At 70.1% G+C, this 21168-nt stretch carries 25 protein-coding genes and 1 pseudogene; 13 read left to right on the top strand and 13 right to left on the bottom strand.

What is annotated here, in order from left to right; translation table 11 throughout:
• Window positions 1-65: 65 nt before the first annotated feature.
• Window positions 66-1121, top strand: coding sequence for a ferredoxin reductase (locus tag CRP56_RS39340; RefSeq protein ID WP_097272367.1), 1056 nt, complete (start codon window positions 66-68; stop codon window positions 1119-1121).
• Window positions 1122-1128: 7 nt separating this feature from the next.
• Complete coding sequence (locus CRP56_RS39335; RefSeq protein WP_097272365.1) at window positions 1129-2253, top strand: fatty acid desaturase family protein; 1125 nt, start codon at window positions 1129-1131, stop codon at window positions 2251-2253.
• A gap of 12 nt (window positions 2254-2265) precedes the next feature.
• Here the strand turns inward: CRP56_RS39335 and CRP56_RS39330 are convergent, their stop codons facing one another.
• Both CRP56_RS39330 and CRP56_RS39325 read right to left on the bottom strand, forming a co-directional pair.
• Window positions 2266-3138 carry an LLM class F420-dependent oxidoreductase gene (locus CRP56_RS39330; RefSeq protein ID WP_097272363.1) on the bottom strand — a complete coding sequence of 291 codons (873 nt, stop codon included), beginning with the start codon at window positions 3136-3138 and terminating at the stop codon, window positions 2266-2268.
• 261 nt (window positions 3139-3399) lie between these two features.
• Window positions 3400-3921: an HAD domain-containing protein gene (locus CRP56_RS39325; protein WP_179851355.1), complete on the bottom strand. Its 522-nt coding sequence runs from the start codon at window positions 3919-3921 to the stop codon at window positions 3400-3402.
• Between the two features lie 101 nt (window positions 3922-4022).
• On the opposite strand from CRP56_RS39325, the gene CRP56_RS39320 reads away from it, so the two are divergent.
• From CRP56_RS39320 to CRP56_RS39310, 3 genes and pseudogenes are all read left to right on the top strand, one after another.
• Window positions 4023-4826: a phosphotransferase gene (locus tag CRP56_RS39320; RefSeq protein ID WP_097274927.1), complete on the top strand. Its 804-nt coding sequence runs from the start codon at window positions 4023-4025 to the stop codon at window positions 4824-4826.
• Window positions 4827-4897: 71 nt separating this feature from the next.
• Window positions 4898-5044 (top strand): annotated as a pseudogene (locus CRP56_RS39315) (peptidase E); the annotation flags it as partial.
• Between the two features lie 53 nt (window positions 5045-5097).
• Complete coding sequence (locus CRP56_RS39310) at window positions 5098-5487, top strand: hypothetical protein (protein WP_179851228.1); 390 nt, start codon at window positions 5098-5100, stop codon at window positions 5485-5487.
• Between the two features lie 14 nt (window positions 5488-5501).
• On the opposite strand, the gene CRP56_RS47270 is transcribed toward CRP56_RS39310, so the two are convergent.
• The 3 genes from CRP56_RS47270 to CRP56_RS39300 all read right to left on the bottom strand — a co-directional run bounded on the left by CRP56_RS47270 (window position 5502) and on the right by CRP56_RS39300 (window position 7419).
• Entirely contained in the window at window positions 5502-5699 is a 198-nt protein-coding gene (locus CRP56_RS47270; RefSeq protein WP_143664972.1) for a hypothetical protein, read from the bottom strand.
• Between the two features lie 70 nt (window positions 5700-5769).
• Window positions 5770-6483 carry a TetR/AcrR family transcriptional regulator gene (locus CRP56_RS39305; protein WP_097272357.1) on the bottom strand — a complete coding sequence of 238 codons (714 nt, stop codon included), beginning with the start codon at window positions 6481-6483 and terminating at the stop codon, window positions 5770-5772.
• A 105-nt stretch (window positions 6484-6588) separates the two neighbouring features.
• Window positions 6589-7419 (bottom strand): oxidoreductase, encoded by an 831-nt coding sequence (locus CRP56_RS39300; protein WP_097272355.1) that lies wholly within the window; start codon window positions 7417-7419, stop codon window positions 6589-6591.
• A gap of 91 nt (window positions 7420-7510) precedes the next feature.
• Here CRP56_RS39300 and CRP56_RS39295 point away from each other — a divergent pair, with 91 nt between their 5' ends.
• On the top strand, window positions 7511-8089 hold the full coding sequence (locus tag CRP56_RS39295; RefSeq protein ID WP_097272353.1) for a TetR/AcrR family transcriptional regulator: 579 nt from the start codon (window positions 7511-7513) through the stop codon (window positions 8087-8089).
• Between the two features lie 24 nt (window positions 8090-8113).
• Here CRP56_RS39295 and CRP56_RS39290 read toward each other — a convergent pair whose 3' ends face one another.
• Window positions 8114-9010 carry an NAD(P)-dependent oxidoreductase gene (locus CRP56_RS39290; RefSeq protein WP_097272351.1) on the bottom strand — a complete coding sequence of 299 codons (897 nt, stop codon included), beginning with the start codon at window positions 9008-9010 and terminating at the stop codon, window positions 8114-8116.
• Between the two features lie 97 nt (window positions 9011-9107).
• Here CRP56_RS39290 and CRP56_RS39285 point away from each other — a divergent pair, with 97 nt between their 5' ends.
• Together CRP56_RS39285 and CRP56_RS39280 are read left to right on the top strand one after the other, a co-directional pair.
• Complete coding sequence (locus tag CRP56_RS39285; RefSeq protein WP_097272349.1) at window positions 9108-9467, top strand: winged helix-turn-helix transcriptional regulator; 360 nt, start codon at window positions 9108-9110, stop codon at window positions 9465-9467.
• A gap of 14 nt (window positions 9468-9481) precedes the next feature.
• Window positions 9482-10504 (top strand): LLM class flavin-dependent oxidoreductase, encoded by a 1023-nt coding sequence (locus CRP56_RS39280; protein ID WP_097272347.1) that lies wholly within the window; start codon window positions 9482-9484, stop codon window positions 10502-10504.
• A gap of 55 nt (window positions 10505-10559) precedes the next feature.
• On the opposite strand, the gene CRP56_RS39275 is transcribed toward CRP56_RS39280, so the two are convergent.
• Window positions 10560-12164, bottom strand: coding sequence for a DUF4246 domain-containing protein (locus tag CRP56_RS39275; RefSeq protein ID WP_373559734.1), 1605 nt, complete (start codon window positions 12162-12164; stop codon window positions 10560-10562).
• A 71-nt stretch (window positions 12165-12235) separates the two neighbouring features.
• Here CRP56_RS39275 and CRP56_RS39270 point away from each other — a divergent pair, with 71 nt between their 5' ends.
• Together CRP56_RS39270 and CRP56_RS39265 are read left to right on the top strand one after the other, a co-directional pair.
• Window positions 12236-13426 carry an acyltransferase family protein gene (locus tag CRP56_RS39270; protein ID WP_097272343.1) on the top strand — a complete coding sequence of 397 codons (1191 nt, stop codon included), beginning with the start codon at window positions 12236-12238 and terminating at the stop codon, window positions 13424-13426.
• 107 nt (window positions 13427-13533) lie between these two features.
• Window positions 13534-14352: an SAM-dependent methyltransferase gene (locus CRP56_RS39265; RefSeq protein ID WP_097274925.1), complete on the top strand. Its 819-nt coding sequence runs from the start codon at window positions 13534-13536 to the stop codon at window positions 14350-14352.
• Window positions 14353-14367: 15 nt separating this feature from the next.
• Here the strand turns inward: CRP56_RS39265 and CRP56_RS39260 are convergent, their stop codons facing one another.
• Entirely contained in the window at window positions 14368-15288 is a 921-nt protein-coding gene (locus CRP56_RS39260; RefSeq protein WP_097272341.1) for a helix-turn-helix domain-containing protein, read from the bottom strand.
• Between the two features lie 105 nt (window positions 15289-15393).
• Entirely contained in the window at window positions 15394-15624 is a 231-nt protein-coding gene (locus tag CRP56_RS39255; RefSeq protein ID WP_097272339.1) for a DUF397 domain-containing protein, read from the bottom strand.
• A gap of 150 nt (window positions 15625-15774) precedes the next feature.
• Here CRP56_RS39255 and CRP56_RS39250 point away from each other — a divergent pair, with 150 nt between their 5' ends.
• Window positions 15775-16275: an ATP-binding protein gene (locus CRP56_RS39250; RefSeq protein ID WP_257041556.1), complete on the top strand. Its 501-nt coding sequence runs from the start codon at window positions 15775-15777 to the stop codon at window positions 16273-16275.
• A 1-nt stretch (window position 16276) separates the two neighbouring features.
• A complete protein-coding gene (locus tag CRP56_RS39245; protein ID WP_257041555.1) occupies window positions 16277-16801 on the top strand; it encodes a hypothetical protein in 525 nt (174 codons plus the stop codon).
• 222 nt (window positions 16802-17023) lie between these two features.
• On the opposite strand, the gene CRP56_RS39235 is transcribed toward CRP56_RS39245, so the two are convergent.
• From CRP56_RS39235 to CRP56_RS39220, 4 genes are all read right to left on the bottom strand, one after another.
• A complete protein-coding gene (locus CRP56_RS39235; RefSeq protein ID WP_097272337.1) occupies window positions 17024-18322 on the bottom strand; it encodes an MFS transporter in 1299 nt (432 codons plus the stop codon).
• Window positions 18319-19425, bottom strand: a complete 1107-nt coding sequence (locus tag CRP56_RS39230) for a PLP-dependent cysteine synthase family protein (protein WP_097272335.1) — start codon at window positions 19423-19425, stop codon at window positions 18319-18321. Before CRP56_RS39230 ends, CRP56_RS39235 begins: the two co-directional genes overlap by 4 nt.
• A gap of 139 nt (window positions 19426-19564) precedes the next feature.
• Entirely contained in the window at window positions 19565-19984 is a 420-nt protein-coding gene (locus tag CRP56_RS47265) for a hypothetical protein (RefSeq protein WP_143664971.1), read from the bottom strand.
• A 111-nt stretch (window positions 19985-20095) separates the two neighbouring features.
• Window positions 20096-20548 (bottom strand): hypothetical protein, encoded by a 453-nt coding sequence (locus tag CRP56_RS39220; protein WP_097272331.1) that lies wholly within the window; start codon window positions 20546-20548, stop codon window positions 20096-20098.
• Window positions 20549-20721: 173 nt separating this feature from the next.
• Between CRP56_RS39220 and CRP56_RS39215 the strand changes: the two genes are divergently transcribed.
• Window positions 20722-21072 carry a VOC family protein gene (locus CRP56_RS39215; RefSeq protein ID WP_097272329.1) on the top strand — a complete coding sequence of 117 codons (351 nt, stop codon included), beginning with the start codon at window positions 20722-20724 and terminating at the stop codon, window positions 21070-21072.
• Window positions 21073-21168 lie beyond the last annotated feature (96 nt).

The raw sequence follows: 21168 nt of genomic DNA, 5'->3' as shown, positions 1-21168 counted from the left end.
CCCAACCACCAAATTCACGTCCTACGGTCAGGACTTTACGCCTTGGGACGCAGCAAGCTGGTGTCATGACGAGTACAGCCCTGCGCAGCAGGGCGTGGAAACTGCTGGAAATGGTCACGACGCCACTGCTGCCGTCGGACTACCTCGACCTGGTCAGCCCGCTGCGCGCGGGCGCCGACCTGCGAGGGCGCATCGAGGCCGTGCACCCGGAGACGGGTGACGCCGCGACCATCGTGATCAGACCGGGACGCGGCTGGCGCGGCCACACGGCCGGTCAGTACGTGCGGATCGGGGTCGACGTCGACGGGGTCCGCCTGTGGCGTGCCTACTCCCTCACCTCGCCCACCAACCGCCCCGACGGCCGCGTCACGATCACCGTGAAGGCGATCCCGGACGGCAAGGTCAGCAACCACCTGGTCCGCAGGGCGAAGCCGGGCACGCTGATCCAGCTCGACCAGGCGACCGGTGACTTCGTGCTGCCGCGGGTCAAGCCCGCCAAGGTGCTCTACCTGACGGCCGGCAGCGGCATCACGCCCGTGATGGGCATGCTGCGCGACTCCGAGTTCGACGACGTCGTCATGGTCCACTCCGCGCCGCAGCCGCAGGACGTGATCTTCCGCGGCGAACTGCACGATCTGGTCGCGGCCGGGAAGCTGCGCCTCACCGAGCTGCACACCGACACCCACGGCATGCTCGACATCACCCGTCTCGACGCACTCGTACCCGACTGGGCCGAGCGCGAGACCTGGGCCTGCGGCCCCGCGGGCCTGCTCGACGCCGCCGAGAAGCACTGGAGCGAGCACGGCGTACCGGAGCGGCTGCACACCGAACGGTTCCGCCCCAGCATCGTCGCCACCGGCGACGGCGGCGAGGTCACGTTCAGCACCACCGGCAAGACCGTCGACGCGGACGGCACCACGCCGTTGCTGGACGTCGGCGAGGAGGCCGGTGTGCTCATGCCCTCCGGGTGCCGCATGGGCATCTGCTTCGGCTGCGTCACCCCGCTCAAGGCGGGCGCCGTCCGCGACCTGCGCACCGGCGAGATCACCGAGGCCGAGCCGGGCGTCCTCATCCAGACCTGTGTGTCCGCCGCCGCGGGCCCCTGCGACATCGAACGGTAGGAGCACTTTGACCGCCATCGACCCCACCGCCCATCTGACCGCAGAGCAGATCGAGGAGCTCGGCCGCGAGCTGGACGCGATCCGCGACGAGGTGATCGCCAGCCGCGGGGAGCAGGACGCCGCGTACATCCGCAAGGTCATCGGCGCACAGCGCAAGCTGGAGCTGGCCAGCAGGGCCGTACTGCTGTTCTCGATGTTCCCGCCCGCGTGGGTGATCGGCACCGCGGGCCTGTCCGTGGCGAAGATCATGGACAACATGGAGATCGGCCACAACATCCTGCACGGCCAGTGGGACTGGATGCGCGACCCGAAGATCCACTCCACCACCTGGGAGTGGGACCACGTCTCCCCGGCCGACCAGTGGAAGCACTCCCACAACGAGCTGCACCACACGTACACCAACGTGATCGGCAAGGACAACGACCTCGGCTACGGCATCATGCGCGTCGACGAGGACCAGAAGTGGCACCCCTTCCACCTCGGCCAGCCGCTGTGGAACTTCATCAACGCCTGCTTCTTCGAGTACGGCATCGCCGCGTACGACCTGGAGCTCGGCAAGAACCTGCACAAGCGCCGTCGCAACAACCCGGAGTTCCGCGCCCGGGCCAAGGCCGTGGGCCGCAAGATCCGCAAGCAGGTGCTCAAGGACTACGTGGTCCACCCGCTGCTGTCGGGCCCGTCGTTCCTCCCCACGCTCGCCGCCACGTTCACCGCGAACCTGGTCCGCAACATCTGGTCCCACTCGGTGATCATGTGCGGGCACTTCCCCGAGGGTGTCCAGGTCTTCGAGCGCCGGTCGATCAAGGGCGAGACGCGCGGCCAGTGGTACCTGCGCCAGATGATGGGCTCGGCGAACATCAGCGGCAGCAAGGCCATGCACTTCATGACCGGCAACCTCTCGCACCAGATCGAGCACCACCTCTTCCCGGACCTGCCGAGCAACCGGTACGCCGAGGTCGCGGTGAAGGTGCGCGCGCTGTTCGAGAAGTACGAGCTGGAGTACGTCACCGGCCCGCTGCCCAAGCAGGTGTTCTCCGCCTGGCGCAAGGTCGTGCGCCTCTCGCTGCCGAACAAGAAGCCCAAGGCCCCGGTCACCGTGCTGGAACGCGAGAAGGAACTCGTCGCGGCCTGACCGACCGCGAGCTCACGTCAGCAGAGAAGCCAGCTTGCTCCAGGCCTCCCGCGGGAGCGACGCATCCCCTGGCCTGCTGCCGTCCACGATCTGCAGGGCCACATGATCCGCGCCTGCGGCGATGTACTCGTCGATGCGGGCGCGGATCCGCGTTTCGTCTCCCCAGGCGTAGACCGCGTCGACGAGGCGGTCGCTGCCGCCGTTCGCCAGGTCGTCCTCCGTGAAGCCGTTGCGCAGGAAGTTGTTGGTGTAGTTGGGCAGGGTCAGGTAGATGGCGAGGTAGTCACGGGCCACGGCGCGGGCTCGGGCCGGGTCGGACTCCAGGACGACCTTCAGCTCCGGGGCCAGCAGCGGTGCTTCGCCCAGGCGCTCGCGGGACATGGCCGTGTGCTCGGCGGTGACCAGGTACGGGACGGAGCCGGCGGCGCGGTCCCGGGCGAGGTCGATGGTCTTCGGGCCGAGGGCCGCGAGGAGGCGGCGGTCGGCGGGCTGGCCCGCCTCGTCCAGCGCGTCCAAGTAGGACACCAAGGCCGAGTAGGGGCGCTGGTACTGCTCCGCGAACCTGGCGTGGCTGACGCCGAGGCCCAGGACGAAGCGGCCCGGGTGCGCCGAGTCCAGTGCGGCGAAGCTCGCGGCGGAGGCGGCGGGCTCGTGCTCCCAGATGCTCTGGATGCTGGTGCCGACCACGATCCGGGACGACGCCTCGATCAGCGGTGCGGCGTCGCGGGCGGAGCTGCTGCCGCCGAGCCAGAGCGCGCCGTAGCCCAGCTCCTCCAACTCCGCCGCCACCTCTGCGAGTTCACCGCTGCGGGACGGGTCCGAGGAGCGCAGGCCGCTGCTCCAGATGCCGTATCGTCCGACGGTTTCCTTCAGGCTGTCGGTCATGAGTGGCCTTTCCCTCCAGTCGGTGTGCGCCACGGCCGTACACCGACGACAACCGGAGGGTGCCGCCGGATCTTCCCCTCAGCCTCTGAGACGTCTCGCTTCGTTCACCAGGCGTCCCAGTGCAGCACCTCCTCCCTGGGGATCAGCGCCCCGTACGCCCGCGTCGACGGCTCCCTCCGCGAGGCGGCCCGCACCATTGGCCGAGGACTCGACGCCCCGGCGCGCTAACCGCACCGCCCGCACCGAGCCGTTGAGCGGTGGTCAGCCCTGGTGGGACTGGAGCCACCGGTCGAGGGCGACGAAGTCGTGGTCGGTAAGGCCGTAGCGTGGATCGACGTGGTACAGGAGAGCGTGTCCCGGGTGGTGGGCGGTGATCCAGTCCCGGTCTCGGTCGGTCATCTCGTCGTCGACCCAGACGAAGGCGCGACCGGCGGCCCAGTCCAGGAGCGGACGGGTCTTCCAGTGCAGTCCGTCCCTCGGGCGGTCGTCGGTGGCGTCCGGCCAGTTCACGACGGGCAGACGAGGCAGGCCGAGCCAGGGGGCAATGCAGTCGTTCGCGTCGTCCATCCAGGTCGTCGCCCACACCAGCTCGCAGGGAAGTGCCTGCAGCCGAGGCCCGTACTCAGGGTTGATCCTGGTGATGAGCGGGTTGGTTTCGACCTCAGACGGTGCGCGCCCGCTGTCGTAACTCGGGTAGCCGTCGGGGAGCTCCTCCCGCGTCGCGCCGAAGGGGATGAGCGGACCGTCAACATCGAGGAAGAGCAAGGGCAGCGGGGAGTCGATCACGACGGCACCGTAGCGGTCGTGAGGTCAAGCCGGTGTCCGGTGTGATGTCCCGATCAAGGATCCACACCTTCCCGCGCCTCGGCGGTAGCGTGATCAGCATGACGACAGACGGTGAAGTCCTGGTCGGCGGCATGGTGAATGTGGGCGCGGTCATCCGTCACGGTGCCCTGGTGGAACGTCCGGCGCCGCCCACCGCGCGCGCCCTCCACGCCCACCTCCTCGCGCTGGAAGAGCAGGGATTCGACGCGACCCCTCGACCCGTCCGACTCACCGACGACGGCCGTGAGCAGCTCACCTTCATCCCGGGCGACGTCCCTCTTCCGCCGTTTCCGGACTGGGCGATGACCGAGGCCGCGTTGAGTTCGGTGGGCAGCCTGCTGCGGCGTCTGCACGACGCGAGCGCGGCCGTCGCGGTGGACGTATCCGCCGCGTGGCCAAGGGCGCTGGCCGACCCGGAGGGAGGGACGATGCTGTGCCACAACGACGTGTGCCCGGAGAACGTCGTCTTCCGCGACGGCCAGGCCACGGCCCTGATCGATTTCGACCTGGCGGCCCCCGGCCGACCCGTGTGGGACGTTGCCATGACCGCCCGTTACTGGGTTCCGATGCTCGATCCCGCATCCGCGGCCGGGTTCTACCCAGCGGGACTGGATGATGCCCCGGCACGACTGCGTATCCTCGCCGACGGCTACCGCCTCTCCCCGCAGGAGCGCGCTGGACTCCCCCGCGTCATCGAACAGGCCACCGCATCCTGCCGGGCCTTCGTCGCCGACCGCGTGGCCGACGGTGACCCCGGCTACGTCCAGGCGCTGTCCGAGCGCGGTGGCTGGCGGCGTTGGGACCGTATTGAGGAGTGGCTGGTGGCTCAGCGCGAGGTGTTCACGGCGGCCCTGTTGAAGTGAGGGGCTCTGTAGGGAGAGCGCAGGCGCCTGGGTTCGTTGCGAGCGTCCCTCAGCCGTGCTTGGCTCGCCCGATGAACCGTCTGTTGACGGCGAGCGACCTCACTAACCAGACACCGCGGGATGCGTTGCGGGACATGCTGGGCAAGCCGTTCGGATCGGCGGACGTCGTGTACGTTCCCACCGCGTCGCTCGCCGAGCCGGGCGACCACAGCTGGTTACGTCATCGGCGGCAGAGCGGGAGCGTCGTCAACAGCTCCGGCAGGAGGACCCAGTGACATCCGTGCAATCACTCAGCCCCGAGGAGCAACTCGCCGCCGCGAAGCGGCAGTTGAGCCTCCCTCGTATCGTCGCGATCTGCGGCTCCACGCGTTTCATGACCGAGATGGCGGAGGCCGATCTCCGGGAGACCAAAGCCGGAAGGATCGTCGTCAAGCCGGGCTGTGACCTCAAGTCACCGCACGACCTGTGGTCCGATCCTGGCGAGGCCGAGGCCCTGAAGGTTCGGCTCGACGATCTGCACCGGGCGAAGATCCGGCTCGCTGACGAGGTGCTCGTAGTCGGCGACTACATCGGAGACAGCACCCGAGCCGAAATCGCCTACGCCCGGTCGCTCGGCAAGCCCGTCCGGTTCACACACCCCGAAGTCGACCCCGCCACCTGACGATCGTCGAGGATTCAGGGGCGCCGGTATGGCGGGCTGCAGAGCAGGTCCTTGCGATTGCCGTCATCGAGGCAGACCCGCACGGACGCGGCCCCGCCGGGGACATTGGCCGGAACGTCGAAGCTGCTGAAGCTCTTGGTCGTGCCACAAGCCATGTCGGAATCGATGGAACCGGCAGAGCCCAACTGCACACCGTTGGAGTCGTAGGTCACGAACGCAGGTGTGGAAGGCACTGGCCCCCTGCCACGGCGATAGAGCACGTGATCGCACCCTCAGCACGCCTCAGCGCCGCTTCGCGGCCTCGGAGGAGCCCATGCCCTGGCCGGCGCGACGCATCGCCTCGTACAGTGCGGCGTCCTCCGGCGGGTCCGGAAGTGGTCCGCGGGCCGGGGCCTGGAAGGACTGGATCATCCACGCCACCAGGCGACGCCAGGCGTCCGGGGCGGCGTCGCCGGTGGCGCTGAGGACGCCGGCGTTGGCCATCAGGAGCAGCACGAGATCCCGGCTGGTGAAGTCCTCGCGCAGGCGTCCGCTGTCCTTGGCGCGGTCGATGAGTTCGAGGAAGCCTTCGTAGGCCTGGGCACGCAGTGCTTCCAGGGCCTCGGCGCCGGGGAAGCTCATGGTCATCATGTCGGCGAAGCCACGGTCGGCGGCCTGCATCGCGCAGACCTCCTCGATGTAGCCGGTGAACCCGTCCCACGGGTCCGGGTTGGCCAAGGCCTCGGCGGTGGCCTGCGCGTACGCCGCCATGCGGTCCGCGAAGACCGCGGCGACCAGCTCCTCCTTGGCGGGGAAGTGCCGGAAGATGGTGGCGATCCCCACGCCCGCCTCCCGCGCGACCGAGGCCATCGACGCGTGCAGGCCGTCGCGCCCGAAGACCGTGCGCGCGGCGGCGATGATCCGCCCTCGGTTGCGCTCCGCATCGCTGCGCAGGAGCTGGCCTGCGGAGTCCGTCGCGCCGCCGGCGCTGTGGACGTTCTGGTTCCGGGAGGACATGACCGCAACACTAGCAAACCGGAAAGACCCATCCGGTTTCACCGACCGCTCTGCTGAAGCCGACAGGGCGACGGTCCAGGGGTTCACCGGCGGCCCTGGCTGACGTCAGCGTGCGAGGCCGACCGCACGGGAGATGACCGCGTCGAAGGCGCGGTCGGGCAGGATACGGCGCAGCGTGATGAGCGGCCGGGCGGCGAAGCCCTTGACGTAGCGGGTCTTGGGGCGGCGGGCGGTGACGGCCTTGCCGATGGCGTCGGCGATGACGGAGGGCGGGGAGTTGCGTTTGGCGTTGGCCTCCGAGCGCAGGGTGGCGGCGACGGCGGTGGCCTGAGCGGCGTAGGCGCCGCCGGTGGAGGACTTCTCCAGATTGTCGGCGGCGATGCCGCCCCATTCGGTGGCGATGCCGCCGGGCTCGATGACGACGACGTCGACGCCGAAGGGCTTGGCCTCCACACGCAGGCAGTCGCTGAGGGCCTCGAGGGCGAACTTGGTGCCGTGGTACCAGCCGCCGAACGGGGTGTAGATCTTGCCGCCCATCGAGGTGATGTTCACGACGGTGCCGGAGCGCTGGGCGCGCATGTGGGGCAGGGCGAGCTGGGCCAGGCGGATCGCGCCGAAGACGTTGACCTCGAACTGGTAGCGGGCCTCGTCCAGCGGGACGTCCTCGAGGGCGCCGTAGGAGCCGTAACCGGCGTTGTTGACGAGCACGTCGATGCGGCCGGTCTCGGTGACGATCTTCTCGATGCCGGCCCGCATGGAGCCGTCGTCCGTGACGTCCATGGCCAGGGGGCGTACGCCGCGGTCGGCGAGTTCGCTCAGGCGGTCCGCGCGGCGGGCGGCGCCGTAGACGGTGTAGCCGAGCGCCTGGAGCTTGAGGGCGGTGGCTTCGCCGATGCCGGAGGAGGCGCCGGTGACGAGGGCGGTCTTGATTGGCATGGCGGATTCCTCCACGAGTAAACTGAACCCCGGTTCACCATCTATCGTGAACCACAGTTCATGTTGACGCAAGTGGAGAGGTGGACGACCTGTGGCCCAGGCCAGGGCGCCGCGCGCCGACGCGGTCCGCAACCGAAAGAAGATCCTTGCCGCGGCCGGTGAGCAGATCGCCGCGCACGGGCCCCAGGTCGGGATGGACGAGATCGCCGCCGCGGCGGGCGTCGCGGTCGGCACGCTCTACCGGCACTTCCCCACCAAGACCGATCTGGTCGCGGCCGTCGTCGCGGAGTACATCACGCGGGTCGCCGACGACGCGGAGGCCACGTGTGCGCGGGTCGCCGCCGGGGCCCGCGCGCTGGACGAACTGACCGCGTTCCTCGGTCGTGTCGTCGAGACGTCCGCGACCGACCGCGCCGTCAAGGCCGCCGCGCAGACCCTGGGGGCGGAGCCGGGTGACCGTAGCGACGAGGACCGCGCCGGAACAGCCGTAGCGGCCATCATTCACGCGGGACAGGCCGCCGGTGACGTCCATCCCGACGTCACGGTCGACGACATCTACCTGCTGTTCGCCACCTCCCCGATCGACCAGCCCGCACCAGCGCGCACCCGGTGGCTCACCCTCGTCACCCCGGGACTCACGACCGTCCGGCCCGACGAAGCTGCCAGGTGACGGCGGACAAGCACGGCCGCCCCATCAACCGGAAACCCCCTGCCTCACCAGCAGGTCGATCACCCCGGTCAGGCCCTCCTCCCCGCTGCCCTCGGCGAGGCGCCGGCGCATCAACTCGAAGTAGGGGCTGAGCAGTTCCGGACTGACGCCCTGCTGTTCCGCGGTGCTCAGGAAGGTCGGCGTGCCGGCCACCTGCATGGCCAGGTCGGACACCACGCCCTTGGTGTAGTCGCCGCTGCGCAGCTGGTCGGCGGTCTGGTGGACCGCCGGGGCCATCGCGACCAGCCAGTCGGCGAGGAGGGGGGCGAGCGAGGCGGGGTCGATGTCCTCCTTGCGGATCAGCGCGAAGGCGTGCGCGGCCCCGGCGAACATCCCGTACATCGCGCTGAGCAGTGCCACGTCGTGCAGGGCGGCGAAGCCCGCGTCCTGGCCGACGTAGGTGGTCCCGGCCGGGACGCCCAAGGTCTTCTGGTACTGCGCGAACACCTCCCGCGAACCGCTGTAGAACACGTAGCCGCCGGATTCCGGGACGCCGATCATCGGAGGGACCGCCATGATTCCGCCGTCCAGATAGCGGGCGCCGTGCGCGCGGGCCCACTCGGCGCGAGCGCGGGCCTGGGCCGGGGTGCTGGTGGTCAGGTTGACCAGGTCCCTGCCGGTCAGGTCGATGCCGGTCAGCGCCTCGCCGACCGAGTCGTCGTCCAGCAGGCACACGATGACGAGGGGGTTCGCCGCGACCGCCGCGGCGGCACTGGCTGCTACGTTCGCGCCCTCGGCGGCGAGCACCGCGGCGCGGGACGGGGTGCGGTTCCAGACGGTGACCGGGTGGTCGGCGGCCAGCCACGCGCGGGCGAGGGCGGTGCCCATCGCGCCGAGGCCCAGCAGGGTGACGGGGGTCTTCTCCACGGTGTTCTGTGTCATGCGGATTAGGCTGGTCGCAGGCCCGGAGGTGATCAAGTACGTACTTCGCAGTGGGTGGTTACCGCGGGGTGAGTGAGCAGTTCAGAAGGGTGGGGGCATGACGACGCTGAACCGGCCGTGCACATCTCAGGCGCACGTCTGCGGGATCGACACCGCGATGGAAGTGATCGGCGGCAAGTGGAAGGTCCTGATCCTCTGGGCACTGCACGAGCACCCCTACCGACGCTTCGGCGAGCTGCGCCGGCTGGTCCCCGGGATCACCGAGAAGGTGCTGGCCTCTCATCTGCGCGAGATGGAAGCGGACGGTGTCGTACGACGCGTCGCCTACGACGAGGTGCCGCCCCGGGTCGAGTACTCGCTGACCGAGGAGGGCACCCGCCTCAACGACGCGCTCCAGCCGCTGGCCGCATGGGGACGTGAGCGGTCGACCGCGCCGGGGAATGAATGCCGACCTTGATTGTTGAAAGTGATATGAAAAAGATCGGGTTCCTGTCCTTCGGACACTGGACACCGTCGCCGCACTCTCAGACGCGCTCCGCCTCCGACGCCCTGCTCCAGGCGATCGACCTCGCGGTGGCCGCGGAGGAGCTGGGCGCCGACGGCGCGTACTTCCGTGTCCATCACTTCGCGCGGCAGTACGCCTCGCCGTTCCCGCTGCTCGCCGCCATCGGCGCGCGTACCAGCCGCATCGAGATCGGCACCGGCGTGATCGACATGCGCTACGAGAACCCGCTGTACATGGCCGAGGACGCGGGCGCCGCCGACCTGATCTCCGGTGGCCGGCTGCAGCTCGGCATCAGCCGGGGATCCCCGGAGCAGGTCATCGACGGCTGGCGGCACTTCGGGCATGCGCCGGCCGAGGGAGCCACCGACGCCGACATGGCACGCGCTCACACCGAGCGGTTCCTCGAGGTGCTGCGGGGCGAGGGATTCGCGGAGCCCGACCCCAACCCGATGTTCTCCAACCCGCCGGGGCTGCTGCGCATCGAACCGCACTCCGAAGGCCTCCGGGACCGGATCTGGTGGGGGTCCGGCTCGAACGCCACCGCGGCATGGGCGGCCGGCCTCGGGATGAACCTGCAGAGCTCGACCCTCAAGTACGACGAGAGCGGCGAACCGCTGCACGTCCAGCAGCGCAAGCAGATCGAGGTCTATCGCGAGGCCTGGCGGGAGGCGGGGCACACGCGCGAGCCGCGGGTGTCGGTCAGCCGCAGCATCTTCGCGCTGGTCGACGACCGCGACCGCGCCTACTTCGGCCGTGAGGGCAACTCCAAGGACCAGATCGGCTACCTCGACGCCGACACCCGCGCGATCTTCGGTCGTTCCTATGCCGCCGAACCCGACGTCCTGGTCAAGCAGCTCGCCCAGGACGAAGCGGTCGCCGCGGCCGACACGCTGCTCCTCACCGTGCCGAACCAGCTGGGTGTCGCCTACAACGCCCATGTGATCGAGAGCATCCTGACCGAGGTCGCTCCGGCGCTGGGCTGGCGCTGAGCACGACCCGCCGCCCCCGAGCGGCCCCTGCCCATGCAGGGGCCGCTCGGGCGTCTCAGTGCTCGCAGAGGGAGAACTCCCGTTCGTAGAGCTGCTCGTTGTGCTCGTCGACGAAGAACTTGCGTTCCTGCATGAGCTGCTCGCGGTACTCCTTGGCCTGCTCCAGCGTCATGGTCGAGGAGTCGGACCAGGGCTGCTGCGGGGGCACGTCGGAGGTCGAGACGATCTTGTGCGACGGGTCCACCAGGAACAACGCGAGGATCTTGCGATGTCCGGGGCGGGTCGGGTCCGCGAGCCGGAAGGAACCGACGCGGTGCTGCAGGACGTTCGGGAAGGCCAGGCAGCGCCCCGCGGGCGTCGACGCCGAGCCCAGGAGCTGGTTCAGGGCGTCTTCGTCCTCCAGGCCGTAGACCTCACGCAGACCGTTGTCGTCGTTCTGCTGGTAGTCGGGGTCGTCGAGTGCCGCCCGGAAGCTCAGCCGGCTGTCGGTGATGTTCTCGCTGTCCCAGTAGTAGATGCCGGTCGAGACGATCCGCTCGTTGAGCATCCCCTCGACATGCCAGGAACCGCCGGGGTACTCGGGCCGCTCCGGGGTGAGGTGGATGGCGGCGACCTTGACGATGACCTGGAGGGAGCGGCCGCGCAGGTCGACGCGGGCCGCCGCGTCGGGTATCCGGGGCGGGGTGAAGGCGGGGGCGTCCGGGACGACCGGACGGCGGTTCTCCCACCAGGCGTCATGGGCTTCCGCCCAGGCGTTGCGGGCTTCGGTGTACGCCGCGTCGTCACTGTAGGAGGACCTGTGCGGGTACTCCGGCTCCGAGTCGTACCACCCGTACGGGTCGGCCTCGATCCGCGGCGGTCGCGGTTGGCGCAGATCGGTCAGTACGTTCTCCCAGAGCGGGCGGAAGCGCGCGAACAACTCCGGTAGCACGGCCAGCAGTTCGCGATGCGTCTCGGGGTGGACGTTGTTGACGTACGACCGGAAGGCGACGGCGCCGTCCTCGCTGACGTCCACGTCCGTCGGCAGCCACTGGAACCGCTCCGAGAACTCGTACTTCGAGTAGCGGTCCGTCGGATTGTGCCAAGCCCGCTCGGGTTCGCCGCTCACGCCTCTCACCAGGCAGAACAGGGACGGGTGGACCAGATCCAGGACGAGGCCGTCGGATCCGGGATGCCAGTCGCGCTCGGCTTCCGGGACCTCTTCCAGAGGCCGCACCGCCTCGCGCAGCCGCGCTCCGAGCTCGTCGTCGACGAGGGTGTCCGACTGCCACACTCCGTCGACGGCGGACACCTCTGTGCCGGTGCGCGCGTCGCGCAGCGCGGCGTAGTGCCGCAGCTCGGCCAGCACGTAGTCGACCTGTGCTGCGGTGAGGCCCTGGGCGACCGCTTCCCGCGTCCACTTGGCGACGATGTCGGCGTCGTTCATCTTGTCGAACCACCGCGGCTTCGCCCGGATCTGCGCACTGCACTCCATCATCTGGAGCTCCCGCAGTGTCCGGGGGGTCACGAACCCCGTGGAACGGGAGGCTTGGAAGGGCAGCGGAAAGGCGGACAGCTCAGTCAACTCTCTGAATCTTCCCGGTAGGTGAGTGGTGCCCGGAACGATACGGGAGGGCACTGACACTGCTGGGATGCGTACAGCTGGGTGACAGACAGGCATGTGATCGTGCTTTGCGGACAGGTGAACCGGGTTACCGGAAAACAGTCGGCAGGTGAGAAGCGATCTCGTTCATGGCCAGTACACCGGACTCGACAGCCGTGCCAGCGACGGAGAGAAGTACGGCGGTCACGGACCGGAGACGCACGGCCCCGGCGGCACCAGGTGTACGCCGGGGGTTCCCTTCCGCGACCCTGCACAGCGGCCGGGTCGACGCGCTGGACGGTCTGCGCACCCTCGCGGTCGCCCTGGTCCTCGTCTACCACGTCGACCGCACGCTGGTCCCGGGCGGCTCGATCGCCGTCGACGTCTTCTTCACCCTCAGCGGCTTCGTCATCACCCGCCAGCTGCTCGCCGAGTACTCCCGCACCGGCACCCTCGCCCTGCTCCCCTTCTACCGGCGCCGCTGGCTGCGCCTGGTCCCGGCGCTGCTGGCGGTCTGCGCGGTATGTCTGGTGCTGGCGACGACGACCTCGCTGTGGGGCTTCGACGGCTCCTGGCAGGCGGTCGGCCTCGCGGCGACCTTCCTGACGAACGTCTTCCGGGCCGCGGACCCGGCGTCGTACATGGGCGGCCCGCTCGCCCACACCTGGTCACTGGGTGTGGAGGAGCAGTTCTATCTGCTGTGGCCGCTCCTGCTGCTGGGCCTGCTGCGCCGCCTGCGGGCGCGTACGGTCCTGCTGTGCACCGCCGCCCTGTGCGTGCTGCCCCTCCTGTGGCGCTGCGTCCTGTGGCATCCGGACGCCGTCCACCGCATCTACAACGGCACCGACACCCGCGCCGACGAACTGCTGGCCGGAGCGCTGGTCGCCGTGGTCCTGGCACGGTTGGGGCAGGACGATCCGCGGCTGGGGCTGCTGCGCGTCTGGACCGGGCGGCTCGCCCTCCCGGCCCTCGCCCTGCTCGCGCTCGTGGCCTGGAAGGTCCCGGTGACCGGGAACGTCGGCGTCTGGACAGCCCTTTGGTACACGGGCGGGATTTTCGTCGTGGCCGCGCTGTCCGCCACCCTGGTCGCGGGGCTGGAACTGCGGTCCGACGGTTTGCTGTCCCGTCTGCTGGGATGCGCGCCGCTCGCCTGGACCGGCCGGAATCTCAGTTACGGCATCTATCTGTGGCATTACCCCGTCGTGCGGCTGTTGGCCTCCCTCGACGTCGAGGTCGGCCTGCTGACGGGCACGGTGGTGCTGACCGTGGCGATGGCCTTGATCTCGTACTACCTCGTCGAGCGCCCCTTCCTGCGCCGCGCGCGGCGGCACCGGACCTGACGGCAACCGGGACTTCGCGCATACGGTGGCTGGGCCAAGTGCCTTGTCTCTAGGATGGATTGCCTCATGCACCGGTCGACTCGGTGCCGTACGTGACGGGGGAGACGATGGAGTCCGGGAAGCGGTTGTCCACCAAGATCGACGCCACGGTTCCGACGGCCGCGCGCATGTACGACCACTATCTGGGCGGCAAGGACAACTACGCGGTCGACCGTGCCGCCTGCGAGGAACTGGACAAGGTGGTGCCCAGCACCCGGGCGCTGGCGCTGAACAACCGGAGTTTCCTGCAGCGGGTGGTCGGGGTGCTGGCGCAGGAGTACGGCATCCGGCAGTTCCTGGACCACGGGTCCGGTCTGCCCACGCAGAACAACGTGCACCAGGTGGCGCAGCGCATCGACCCGACCTCGCGCGTGGTGTACGTGGACAACGACCCGATGGTGCTGGTGCACGGCCGCGCCCTGCTGGACCAGAACGACCGTACGGCCGTGATCCAGGCCGACATGCGCGACACCGACGTGATCTTCTCCCACCCCGACACCCAGCGGCTCATCGACTTCTCCCAGCCGGTGGGCGTGCTGTTCAACTCGGTGTTCCACTGCATCCCGGACAGCGACACGGACGGCCCGCTCGCCGTGGTGAAGCGGGTGACCGAGCAGCTCGCGCCCGGCAGTTGCCTGGTGATGTGCCAACTCGTCAGTGACGACCCGAAGGTGCGGGAGTTCGTCACCGACTTCATGGACAAGGCCACGCAGGGGCACTGGGGCCGGGTGCGTGAGGAGAAGGACGTGGCGCAGTGGTTCGAGGGGCTCGAGATCCTCGAACCGGGCCTGGTGGAGGTGTCCACCTGGCGGCCCGACAGCGAAGTGGCGCCGCGTCAACTCACGCAGGAGTGGATCGAGTTCGGCGGAGCCGGCCGCATCCGGTGACGGTGCGGCACCGGCTCAGCCGCCCCCGTACCGCTGCTTGACGGTGTCGCGCAGCAGGCCGAGGGAGTCGCGGGGGCTGAGCGCGTCGTCGGCCAGTTGGTCCAGCGCCACGCGGTACTGCTCGGTCTCGTCGCGGTCCTCCAGGAACGTGGCGCTCTTGAGGTGCTCCAGGTAGACGATGTCGGGGAGGTCGAGACCGCCGAAGCGCAGGTAGGTGACCGGGATGGCCGGTGCGGAGGCGTTGGTCACGTCCAGGGGGACGACCTGGATGACGACGTGCGACTGCTCGGCCATCGTGACGAGATGTTCCAGCTGTTCGCGCATGATGTCGCGGCTGCCCATGACCCGCAGCAGCACCGACTCGTCGACGACCGCCCACAACTGCGGTGCGTCCGGCCGCCCGAGCAGCTCCGCGCGCTTCGTGCGCAGCTCGACCCGGCGGTTCACCTCGCGGTCCGGGGCCGAGGGCAGGCCGCGCTGCACGACAGCGCGGGTGTAGGCGGGCGTCTGGAGCAGTCCGGGAACGTACTGGATCTCGAACGTACGGATGGAATCGGCCGCTTCCTGCAATCCGACGAGCCGGTCGAACCACTCCGGCATCAACCGTTTGTCGAAGCGCTGCCACCATCCGGGCTCACCGGCTCGCCGCAGCAGCTGCAGGAGGACGGACGCCTCGTACTCGTCGGTCTTGTACAGGTTGAGCAGCGCCTGGACGTCGGCCTCGGTGGGCGGCCGGCGGCCCTTGCCCGCCTCGATGCGGGACAGCTTCGCGGGGCTGAACCCCACGGCCCGGGCCGCCTGTTCCTGCGCCATGCCCGCATCCTCGCGCAGGCCCGCGAGCTGTACGCCGACCAGCATCTTCAGCAGGGTCGGTGCGGGCTCGGCGCGATGCAGGTACGGCTCGAGCCGGGAGACGCGCGGTGTTTCCGAGGGCATCCTGACTCCCCGTGGGCGGAGGGCAACAGCCCGCATTATCGCACCGGTTGGGCCCAGTGCGCATGTTCCGGGGAGGAGCCCGGTGCGGGCCGCGCCGATCGCCCTTCACACCAGGTCGTCGAACTCGCCGTCCTTCACACCGGCCAGGAAGGCCGCGACCTCGGCGGACGTGTACACCAGCGCGGGACCGTGCGGGTCCCGGGAGTTGCGTATGGCCACGCCTCCCTCGGCCAACGGCGCCACCTCGACGCAGTTGCCCTCGGCGTTGCTGTGCCGGCTCTTGGTCCAGCGGACGCCCAGTGAACTCGCTTGTACCCCGTTAGGCACTGTCGGCACGGCAGTCTCCTCGCGCACGATTGGCTCGATCCAGACGCGCAATTTCTCGTGAAATTGCACGGACTGGCTTTCGGGGTGGATAATAACCCCGTCGCCAACACCCGTACTGGCGCCTGGTCCTGACGCCCTGACGCCACCTCAGGAGATGCCGTGTCGCAGCCCGCGCGCCCAGCACTCTGGTCTGGCCCGATCGGGGTCCCGGCACACCAGGCCGCGCCCCCCTCCCCCGCACCGCGACCCACGCGCCACACCGCCACCCTGCGCCTGCCCGGCAGCAACGAGGGATGCGCGCTGGCCCGCGAGTTCACCGATCGCGTCCTGGACGAATGGGAGTTGGGCGAGTGCCGGGACGACGCGCTGACCGTCGTCTCCGAACTCGCCGCCAACGCCGTGCTGCACGGCCGCAAGAGTGAAACGCCCGACGCGGAGTGTGACGTATGGCTGCGGCTCACGCGCCGTGCGGCCCACCTGGTGTGTGCCGTGACCGACCAGGGCGCCGGACTTCCGCGGGCGGGGCATGCGCCGGACGCGTTCAGCGAACACGGCCGTGGTCTGTTGATCGTGGAGGCCCTGTCGCAGCACTGGGGCTGGACCCGTCACTCTCCCTCACGCAAGACCGTCTGGGCCATGCTGGCCACAGGGGGCACCTGACATGGCACCGCTCACCGAGCGCGCGGGCGGTCAGGAAACAGTGGGGTGCCTCCCGCAGGCCACCACCCTCCGCGACGTCGGTCTCGTGCCCTGGGGCGACATCGAGGACTCGACCGGGTCCGCCGCCGCGATCCCCTACCTGCTCGCCGCCATCGCCTCCGGCGACGAAGCCGCCGCGCGGGACGCGCTGGACCGGCTGCGGTACCGCATCTGCCGGCACGGCTTCGTCGTCGGACAGGCCACCGCCGTCACGGTCCCCTTCCTGTGGGACCTGGTACGGCGCCCGCAGACGACATGCCGCGCCCAGATCCTGCGCCTGCTGCGGAACATAGCCGACGCCCGGCAATGGGAGACCACGGCCGCCGCCTACCCGAAGCTCCGCCGCCACGGACATCACGTCGAGTGGGAGTCGGCCGCCCGCCGCGCCGTCCGCAGCGGGCGCGGCGTCATCCCGGGCCTCCTGACCGAGCCGGACGTCGAACTCGTGGACGCGACGAAGGCACTGGCCTCCACGCTGACGGACTGAGGCCCAGGGCGGCTCGGGCGATGCGGGGCCGCCCGATGTCGAGAACCTGCGCGAGAACCCGATGGTCGCCCTGACCATCGACACCGAGGGGCACCCACCCAAGATCCTGCTCATCCGCGGTCGCGCCGAACGCGAGCAGGCCTGAGGCGCCCCCTGGGGGGACATCAGGGGCAGGCGTGCGCACCGCGTCCGCCCGCCCCTGCCTCCTTCCCGGACGGTGGGTCAGGCCGCGGCAGGCCGGAGTTGAGGAGCCGGGGCGGTCAGACGCCCGGTGCGGTGCAGTCCGTAGAGGGCGGCCGCGCAGGCGAGGCCCAGCGCCGTCAGCGAGATCCACGGCAGCGCGGGCATGCCCGCCTCGCGGGCGGCGTCGAGCGCGGCGCCGGTGAGCAGGTTCCCCAGGGTGATACCGATGCCGCAGATGGTGTTGTACAAGCCGTAGTGCGTGGCCACGAGGCGGTCACCGGAGAGCCGGACGATGGTGTCCATCTCGAAGGGGTACGCGATCATCGTGCCGACGGCCAGCAGCAGCGCGGTGAGGGTCGGCGGCACGGCTGCCAGCAGCCACCGCCCGAGGCCGGACACCGGCACGGGAACGGCGGTGGCCGCCAGCAGCGGTACGAACGCGACGCCCATCACGGCCAGCCCCCGGGTGAGGGCCTGCCCCGGTCCGTACCGGGCCTTGCACCAGGCGGTCACCCGTGTCTGCCCGAGGATCGTGCCGAGTCCGGAGACCGCGAAGAGCAGTGCCACCGCCGCCGTACCGAACTCCCCGTCGCCACCTAGTCGGCGCACCTCCAGCGGCAGCGCGAGATACACCTGGAAGGACAGCACGTAGGAGCCGATCATGGCGCCCGAGAAGAGCAGGAACGGCCGGTTGGCCAGGATGCCGCGCCACTGGGCCAGCACACCGTCGCCGCGCTCGCCCTGCCGGCCCGTGGTGTCCTCCGCGCGGCGGGCGGGCAGCGCGCGCAGCTGTACGACGCTCAGCAGCGCGAAGATCCCGGCGGCGACCAGGCAGGTGACCCGGAAGTCCACTCCGGTCAGGACCATCCCGGCCAGCGGGCCCAACAGGATTCCGGCCTGGTAGAAGACGTTGAACAAGGCGAACGCCTCGACCCTGCGCTCCCCCGCGTCGGCGGCCAGGTACGCCCGGACCGCCGGGTTGAACAGGGCCCCGGCGAGCCCGGTGGCCGCGGAGGCGGCGATCAGCGCGGCCAGTGAGTCGACCAGGCCGAGCATCGCGAAGCCGACGGTGCGCAGCACGCAGCCGGCCACGATCAGCGGCTTGTACCCGAGGCGGTCCGCGAGGGTCCCGCCGACGAGGAACATGCCCTGCTGGCTGAAGTTGCGCACGCCCAGCACGAGTCCGACGACCCAGCCGGCCAGGCCGAGGGTGCCGGACAGATGGGCGGCGAGATAGGGCATCAGCATGTAGAAGCCGAGGTTGATGGTGAACTGATTGACCATCAGCAGCTGGACGCTGCGTTCGTAGGTGCGGACCTGTGCGAGGGTGCCCTTCACCGGTTCTCCTCCTGGGCCTGGTCGCCCGGGTCCGCCGTGAGCGGGTCGGCCACGGTGGTGCAGCGGGTCCAGCGGGTGACCTCCTTCTCGTCCGCGCGGCCGATCACCTCGGGTTCGGGCGCGGGCGGGGAGTCGAGCAGGCCGTGGGCGGCGCAGTAGTCGTCGTCGAACACCGTGCCGAGGTAGCGCTGTGGCCCGTCGGGGAAGATCGCCGCGATGCGGGTCTGCGCGGGCAGGGTGCGGGCCAGCCATCCGGCGACCAGGGCGACCGCCCCCACGCTCCACCCGCCGGTCGCGTAGTGGGAGGTGGCCAGTTGGCGGCAGGTCCACACGGCCTCGGCCGGTGCCACCCAGTGGACCTCGTGGAAGACGTCGTAGGCGACGTTGCGGGGGTAGATGCTCGAACCCAGGCCGCGCATCAGCCGCGGCCGGGCGGGCTGTCCGAAGATCGTGGAGCCGATCGTGTCGACCCCGACCACCCTCACCTCGGGGTAGAGCTGCTTCAGCACACGGGAGACCCCGGCGGAGTGTCCGCCGGTGCCCACGCTGCACACCAGGACGTCGATGTGGCCGAGTTCGGCGGCCAGTTCCAGGGCGAGCGGGGTGTAGGCGCTGGTGTTGTCCGGGTTGTTGTACTGGTCCGGACACCATGAGCCGGGGTGCCGGTCCAGCAGGGACCGGACCCGGTCGCGGCGGGCCTGCTGCCAGCCGCCGGTGGGGTGCGGTTCCGCGACCACGTTGACCTCGGCGCCGTACGCGGTCAGCAGCCGGGTCATGGACAGCTCCAGGCCGGGGTCGGTGACCAGGGTGACCGGGTGGCCGTAGACCAGTCCGGCCAGGGCGAGGCCCAGGCCGAGGGTGCCGCTGGTGGACTCGATGACCCGGGCGCCGGGCCGCAACTCGCCGCGGGCGCGGGCCCGTTCCACCATGTGCAGACCGGGCCGGTCCTTGATACCGCCGGGGTTGAAGCCCTCCAGCTTGGCCCAGAAGCCGCGGTCCGCGGGGGTCAGCGGCTCGGAGACCCGCAGCAGCGGTGTGTCGCCGACGAGCGCCGACAGGGCGGACCGGTCGGGCGTGACGGTGGTGTGCGTCTGTGACTGCATCTCGTTCGCTCTCGCTCGATGAATACGCGTGCGTGCTCATCTCGCGCCGCGGGCCGGACGGCGGACGGGTGACCCGTCCGCGCGTGCGAAGCCATGGCGCGGCAGCCGACCTGGAACGGTTCGGCTGCGGACGGGAGTTCTAGATGCGCCACCGCGAGGTGCGGACGAGCGCGGCCTTGCCGGTACGTCTTCCACGGCGGCGACATGGCGCCCGGCCCGCGGCCGGTCGCATGGGGGCCACGGATACGCCGACGAGTACGGCCGTCCCCACCTCGGCGGGTGCGTGCTGCGCCGCTTGAGCCGTGGCCAGGACAGCCGCGTCCAGGGCGCATTCCTCGTCGCCATGGTGTCGATGGGGCCCGTGGGGCACCGCGCCGCCCGCGACCGACGCCGGGTACGAAGTGGCGGTGACGCCATGAGTCTCCCGCCCCTCCCCGCCGGACAGGCCGTGGACGAGGGCGCACAGGCCGATCACCGCCAGCAGCGCGGCACGCAGCAGGACGAGGAGGGGGGTCGCGGCCCGCAGGGCAGGCGTGGGCGTACGGAAAGGTGACGGCACAGATCCTCCATGCGCACGCTGCCTCTTCGGTCACGGCTGATGCAGCCGGCGTGCGTGGTGGTGAGGGTGGGACGAAGTCAACAGCGGTGAAGCCGCTCGAAACTCGGGCCTCTAGACCTGTTGCACGACGGACGACCCCCGAGCGGCAGACGGCACAGCGGCGAGCAACGACCCGCCGAAGGCCCGCCGCGCCACGTGCGTCCCGGAACCGGTGGATTCGCCAACGGACACTGCAAACGACGGGGGCGTCAGTACCGGTCCTTGCTGCGGCTGACCGGATACACAGTGCTCGTTCGGATGCGAGGAGCCATGACCCTCACGCGGCTCACCTATCGCGGCGAACCGGGACACCGCCCGCTCGGCGGCCACGCCGACATCCGCGGCGACCGAGACGGCTGCGGGCCCTGTCACGCCTGTGACCAGGTGTCCTTCGGCGTTCTCGGCATGGAAGCCATGGGTGAACACGATGCCGAACAGCAGCACGGCCAGGGCCGACACCCGCAGCAGCGGGCCCGCAGCGACGCGGACACGCGGCACACACAGGAGTGACCAGGCCGTGATCATGCCGTGATACTAGCGGCTCATGGGCCTGGGACCGCCAACTCCCGCGCCACAGCGCAGCAACGCGCCACAACATGACCGGTTTGCATCGGCGAGCCCCCTACGGGCACGGCGATCACCGTCGTGCCAGGATGCCAGGACCCGACCACCCTCCCGTCGATGGGCAGGAGCAAGCCATGATCAACGGTGCGCATGTCATCGTCTACAGCCAGGACGCCGAGAAGGACCGCGCCTTCATCCGTGACGTCCTCGGTTTCCCCGGCGTCGACGCGGGCGGCGGGTGGCTCGTCTTCAAGCTGCCCCCGGCCGAAGTCGCCGTACACCCGACCGACGGCCCGCCCCGGCACGAGTTCTACCTGATGTGCGACGACCTCGACTCACAGCTCGACGAGTTCCGCGCCCAGGGCGTCGAGGTCACCCGCCCGATCAGCGAACAGCGTTGGGGCAGGCTGACGGCGGTCCGGCTGCCGAGCGGCGCCGAACTTCCGCTGTACCAACCGCTGCACCCCGTCGCCCACAGCTTGTGACCCCATAGCCCCGCCGGCCTCCCGCCCGAAGCTAGGGTCACGCGTATGACGCATGATCAGGGGGATGAGTCCGATTGGAGCCATCCCGTGCCGGAG

The organism is Streptomyces sp. TLI_55 (genome assembly GCF_900206255.1).
In the GTDB taxonomy this organism is placed as follows: Bacteria; Actinomycetota; Actinomycetes; order Streptomycetales; family Streptomycetaceae; genus Streptomyces; species Streptomyces aquilus.
The sequence above is the reverse complement of the archived record's forward strand: the minus strand, read 5'-3'. Positions and strand labels throughout refer to the sequence as shown.

Bases quoted from the DNA above. Each gene is read 5' to 3' on its own strand.
- CRP56_RS39275 (WP_373559734.1), bottom strand. From the start codon at position 12,164: ATGCCTGTCTGTCACCCAGCTGTACGCATCCCAGCAGTGTCAGTGCCC.
- CRP56_RS39220 (WP_097272331.1), bottom strand. From the start codon at position 20,548: ATGATCACGGCCTGGTCACTCCTGTGTGTGCCGCGTGTCCGCGTCGCT.
- CRP56_RS39330 (WP_097272363.1), bottom strand. From the start codon at position 3,138: ATGACCGACAGCCTGAAGGAAACCGTCGGACGATACGGCATCTGGAGC.
- CRP56_RS39265 (WP_097274925.1), top strand. From the start codon at position 13,534: ATGGAGTCCGGGAAGCGGTTGTCCACCAAGATCGACGCCACGGTTCCG.
- CRP56_RS39320 (WP_097274927.1), top strand. From the start codon at position 4,023: ATGACGACAGACGGTGAAGTCCTGGTCGGCGGCATGGTGAATGTGGGC.
- CRP56_RS39285 (WP_097272349.1), top strand. From the start codon at position 9,108: ATGACGACGCTGAACCGGCCGTGCACATCTCAGGCGCACGTCTGCGGG.
- CRP56_RS39230 (WP_097272335.1), bottom strand. From the start codon at position 19,425: ATGCAGTCACAGACGCACACCACCGTCACGCCCGACCGGTCCGCCCTG.
- CRP56_RS39305 (WP_097272357.1), bottom strand. From the start codon at position 6,483: ATGTCCTCCCGGAACCAGAACGTCCACAGCGCCGGCGGCGCGACGGAC.
- CRP56_RS39260 (WP_097272341.1), bottom strand. From the start codon at position 15,288: ATGCCCTCGGAAACACCGCGCGTCTCCCGGCTCGAGCCGTACCTGCAT.
- CRP56_RS39290 (WP_097272351.1), bottom strand. From the start codon at position 9,010: ATGACACAGAACACCGTGGAGAAGACCCCCGTCACCCTGCTGGGCCTC.
- CRP56_RS39340 (WP_097272367.1), top strand. From the start codon at position 66: ATGACGAGTACAGCCCTGCGCAGCAGGGCGTGGAAACTGCTGGAAATG.
- CRP56_RS39300 (WP_097272355.1), bottom strand. From the start codon at position 7,419: ATGCCAATCAAGACCGCCCTCGTCACCGGCGCCTCCTCCGGCATCGGC.
- CRP56_RS39245 (WP_257041555.1), top strand. From the start codon at position 16,277: ATGGCACCGCTCACCGAGCGCGCGGGCGGTCAGGAAACAGTGGGGTGC.
- CRP56_RS39270 (WP_097272343.1), top strand. From the start codon at position 12,236: ATGGCCAGTACACCGGACTCGACAGCCGTGCCAGCGACGGAGAGAAGT.
- CRP56_RS39215 (WP_097272329.1), top strand. From the start codon at position 20,722: ATGATCAACGGTGCGCATGTCATCGTCTACAGCCAGGACGCCGAGAAG.
- CRP56_RS39280 (WP_097272347.1), top strand. From the start codon at position 9,482: ATGAAAAAGATCGGGTTCCTGTCCTTCGGACACTGGACACCGTCGCCG.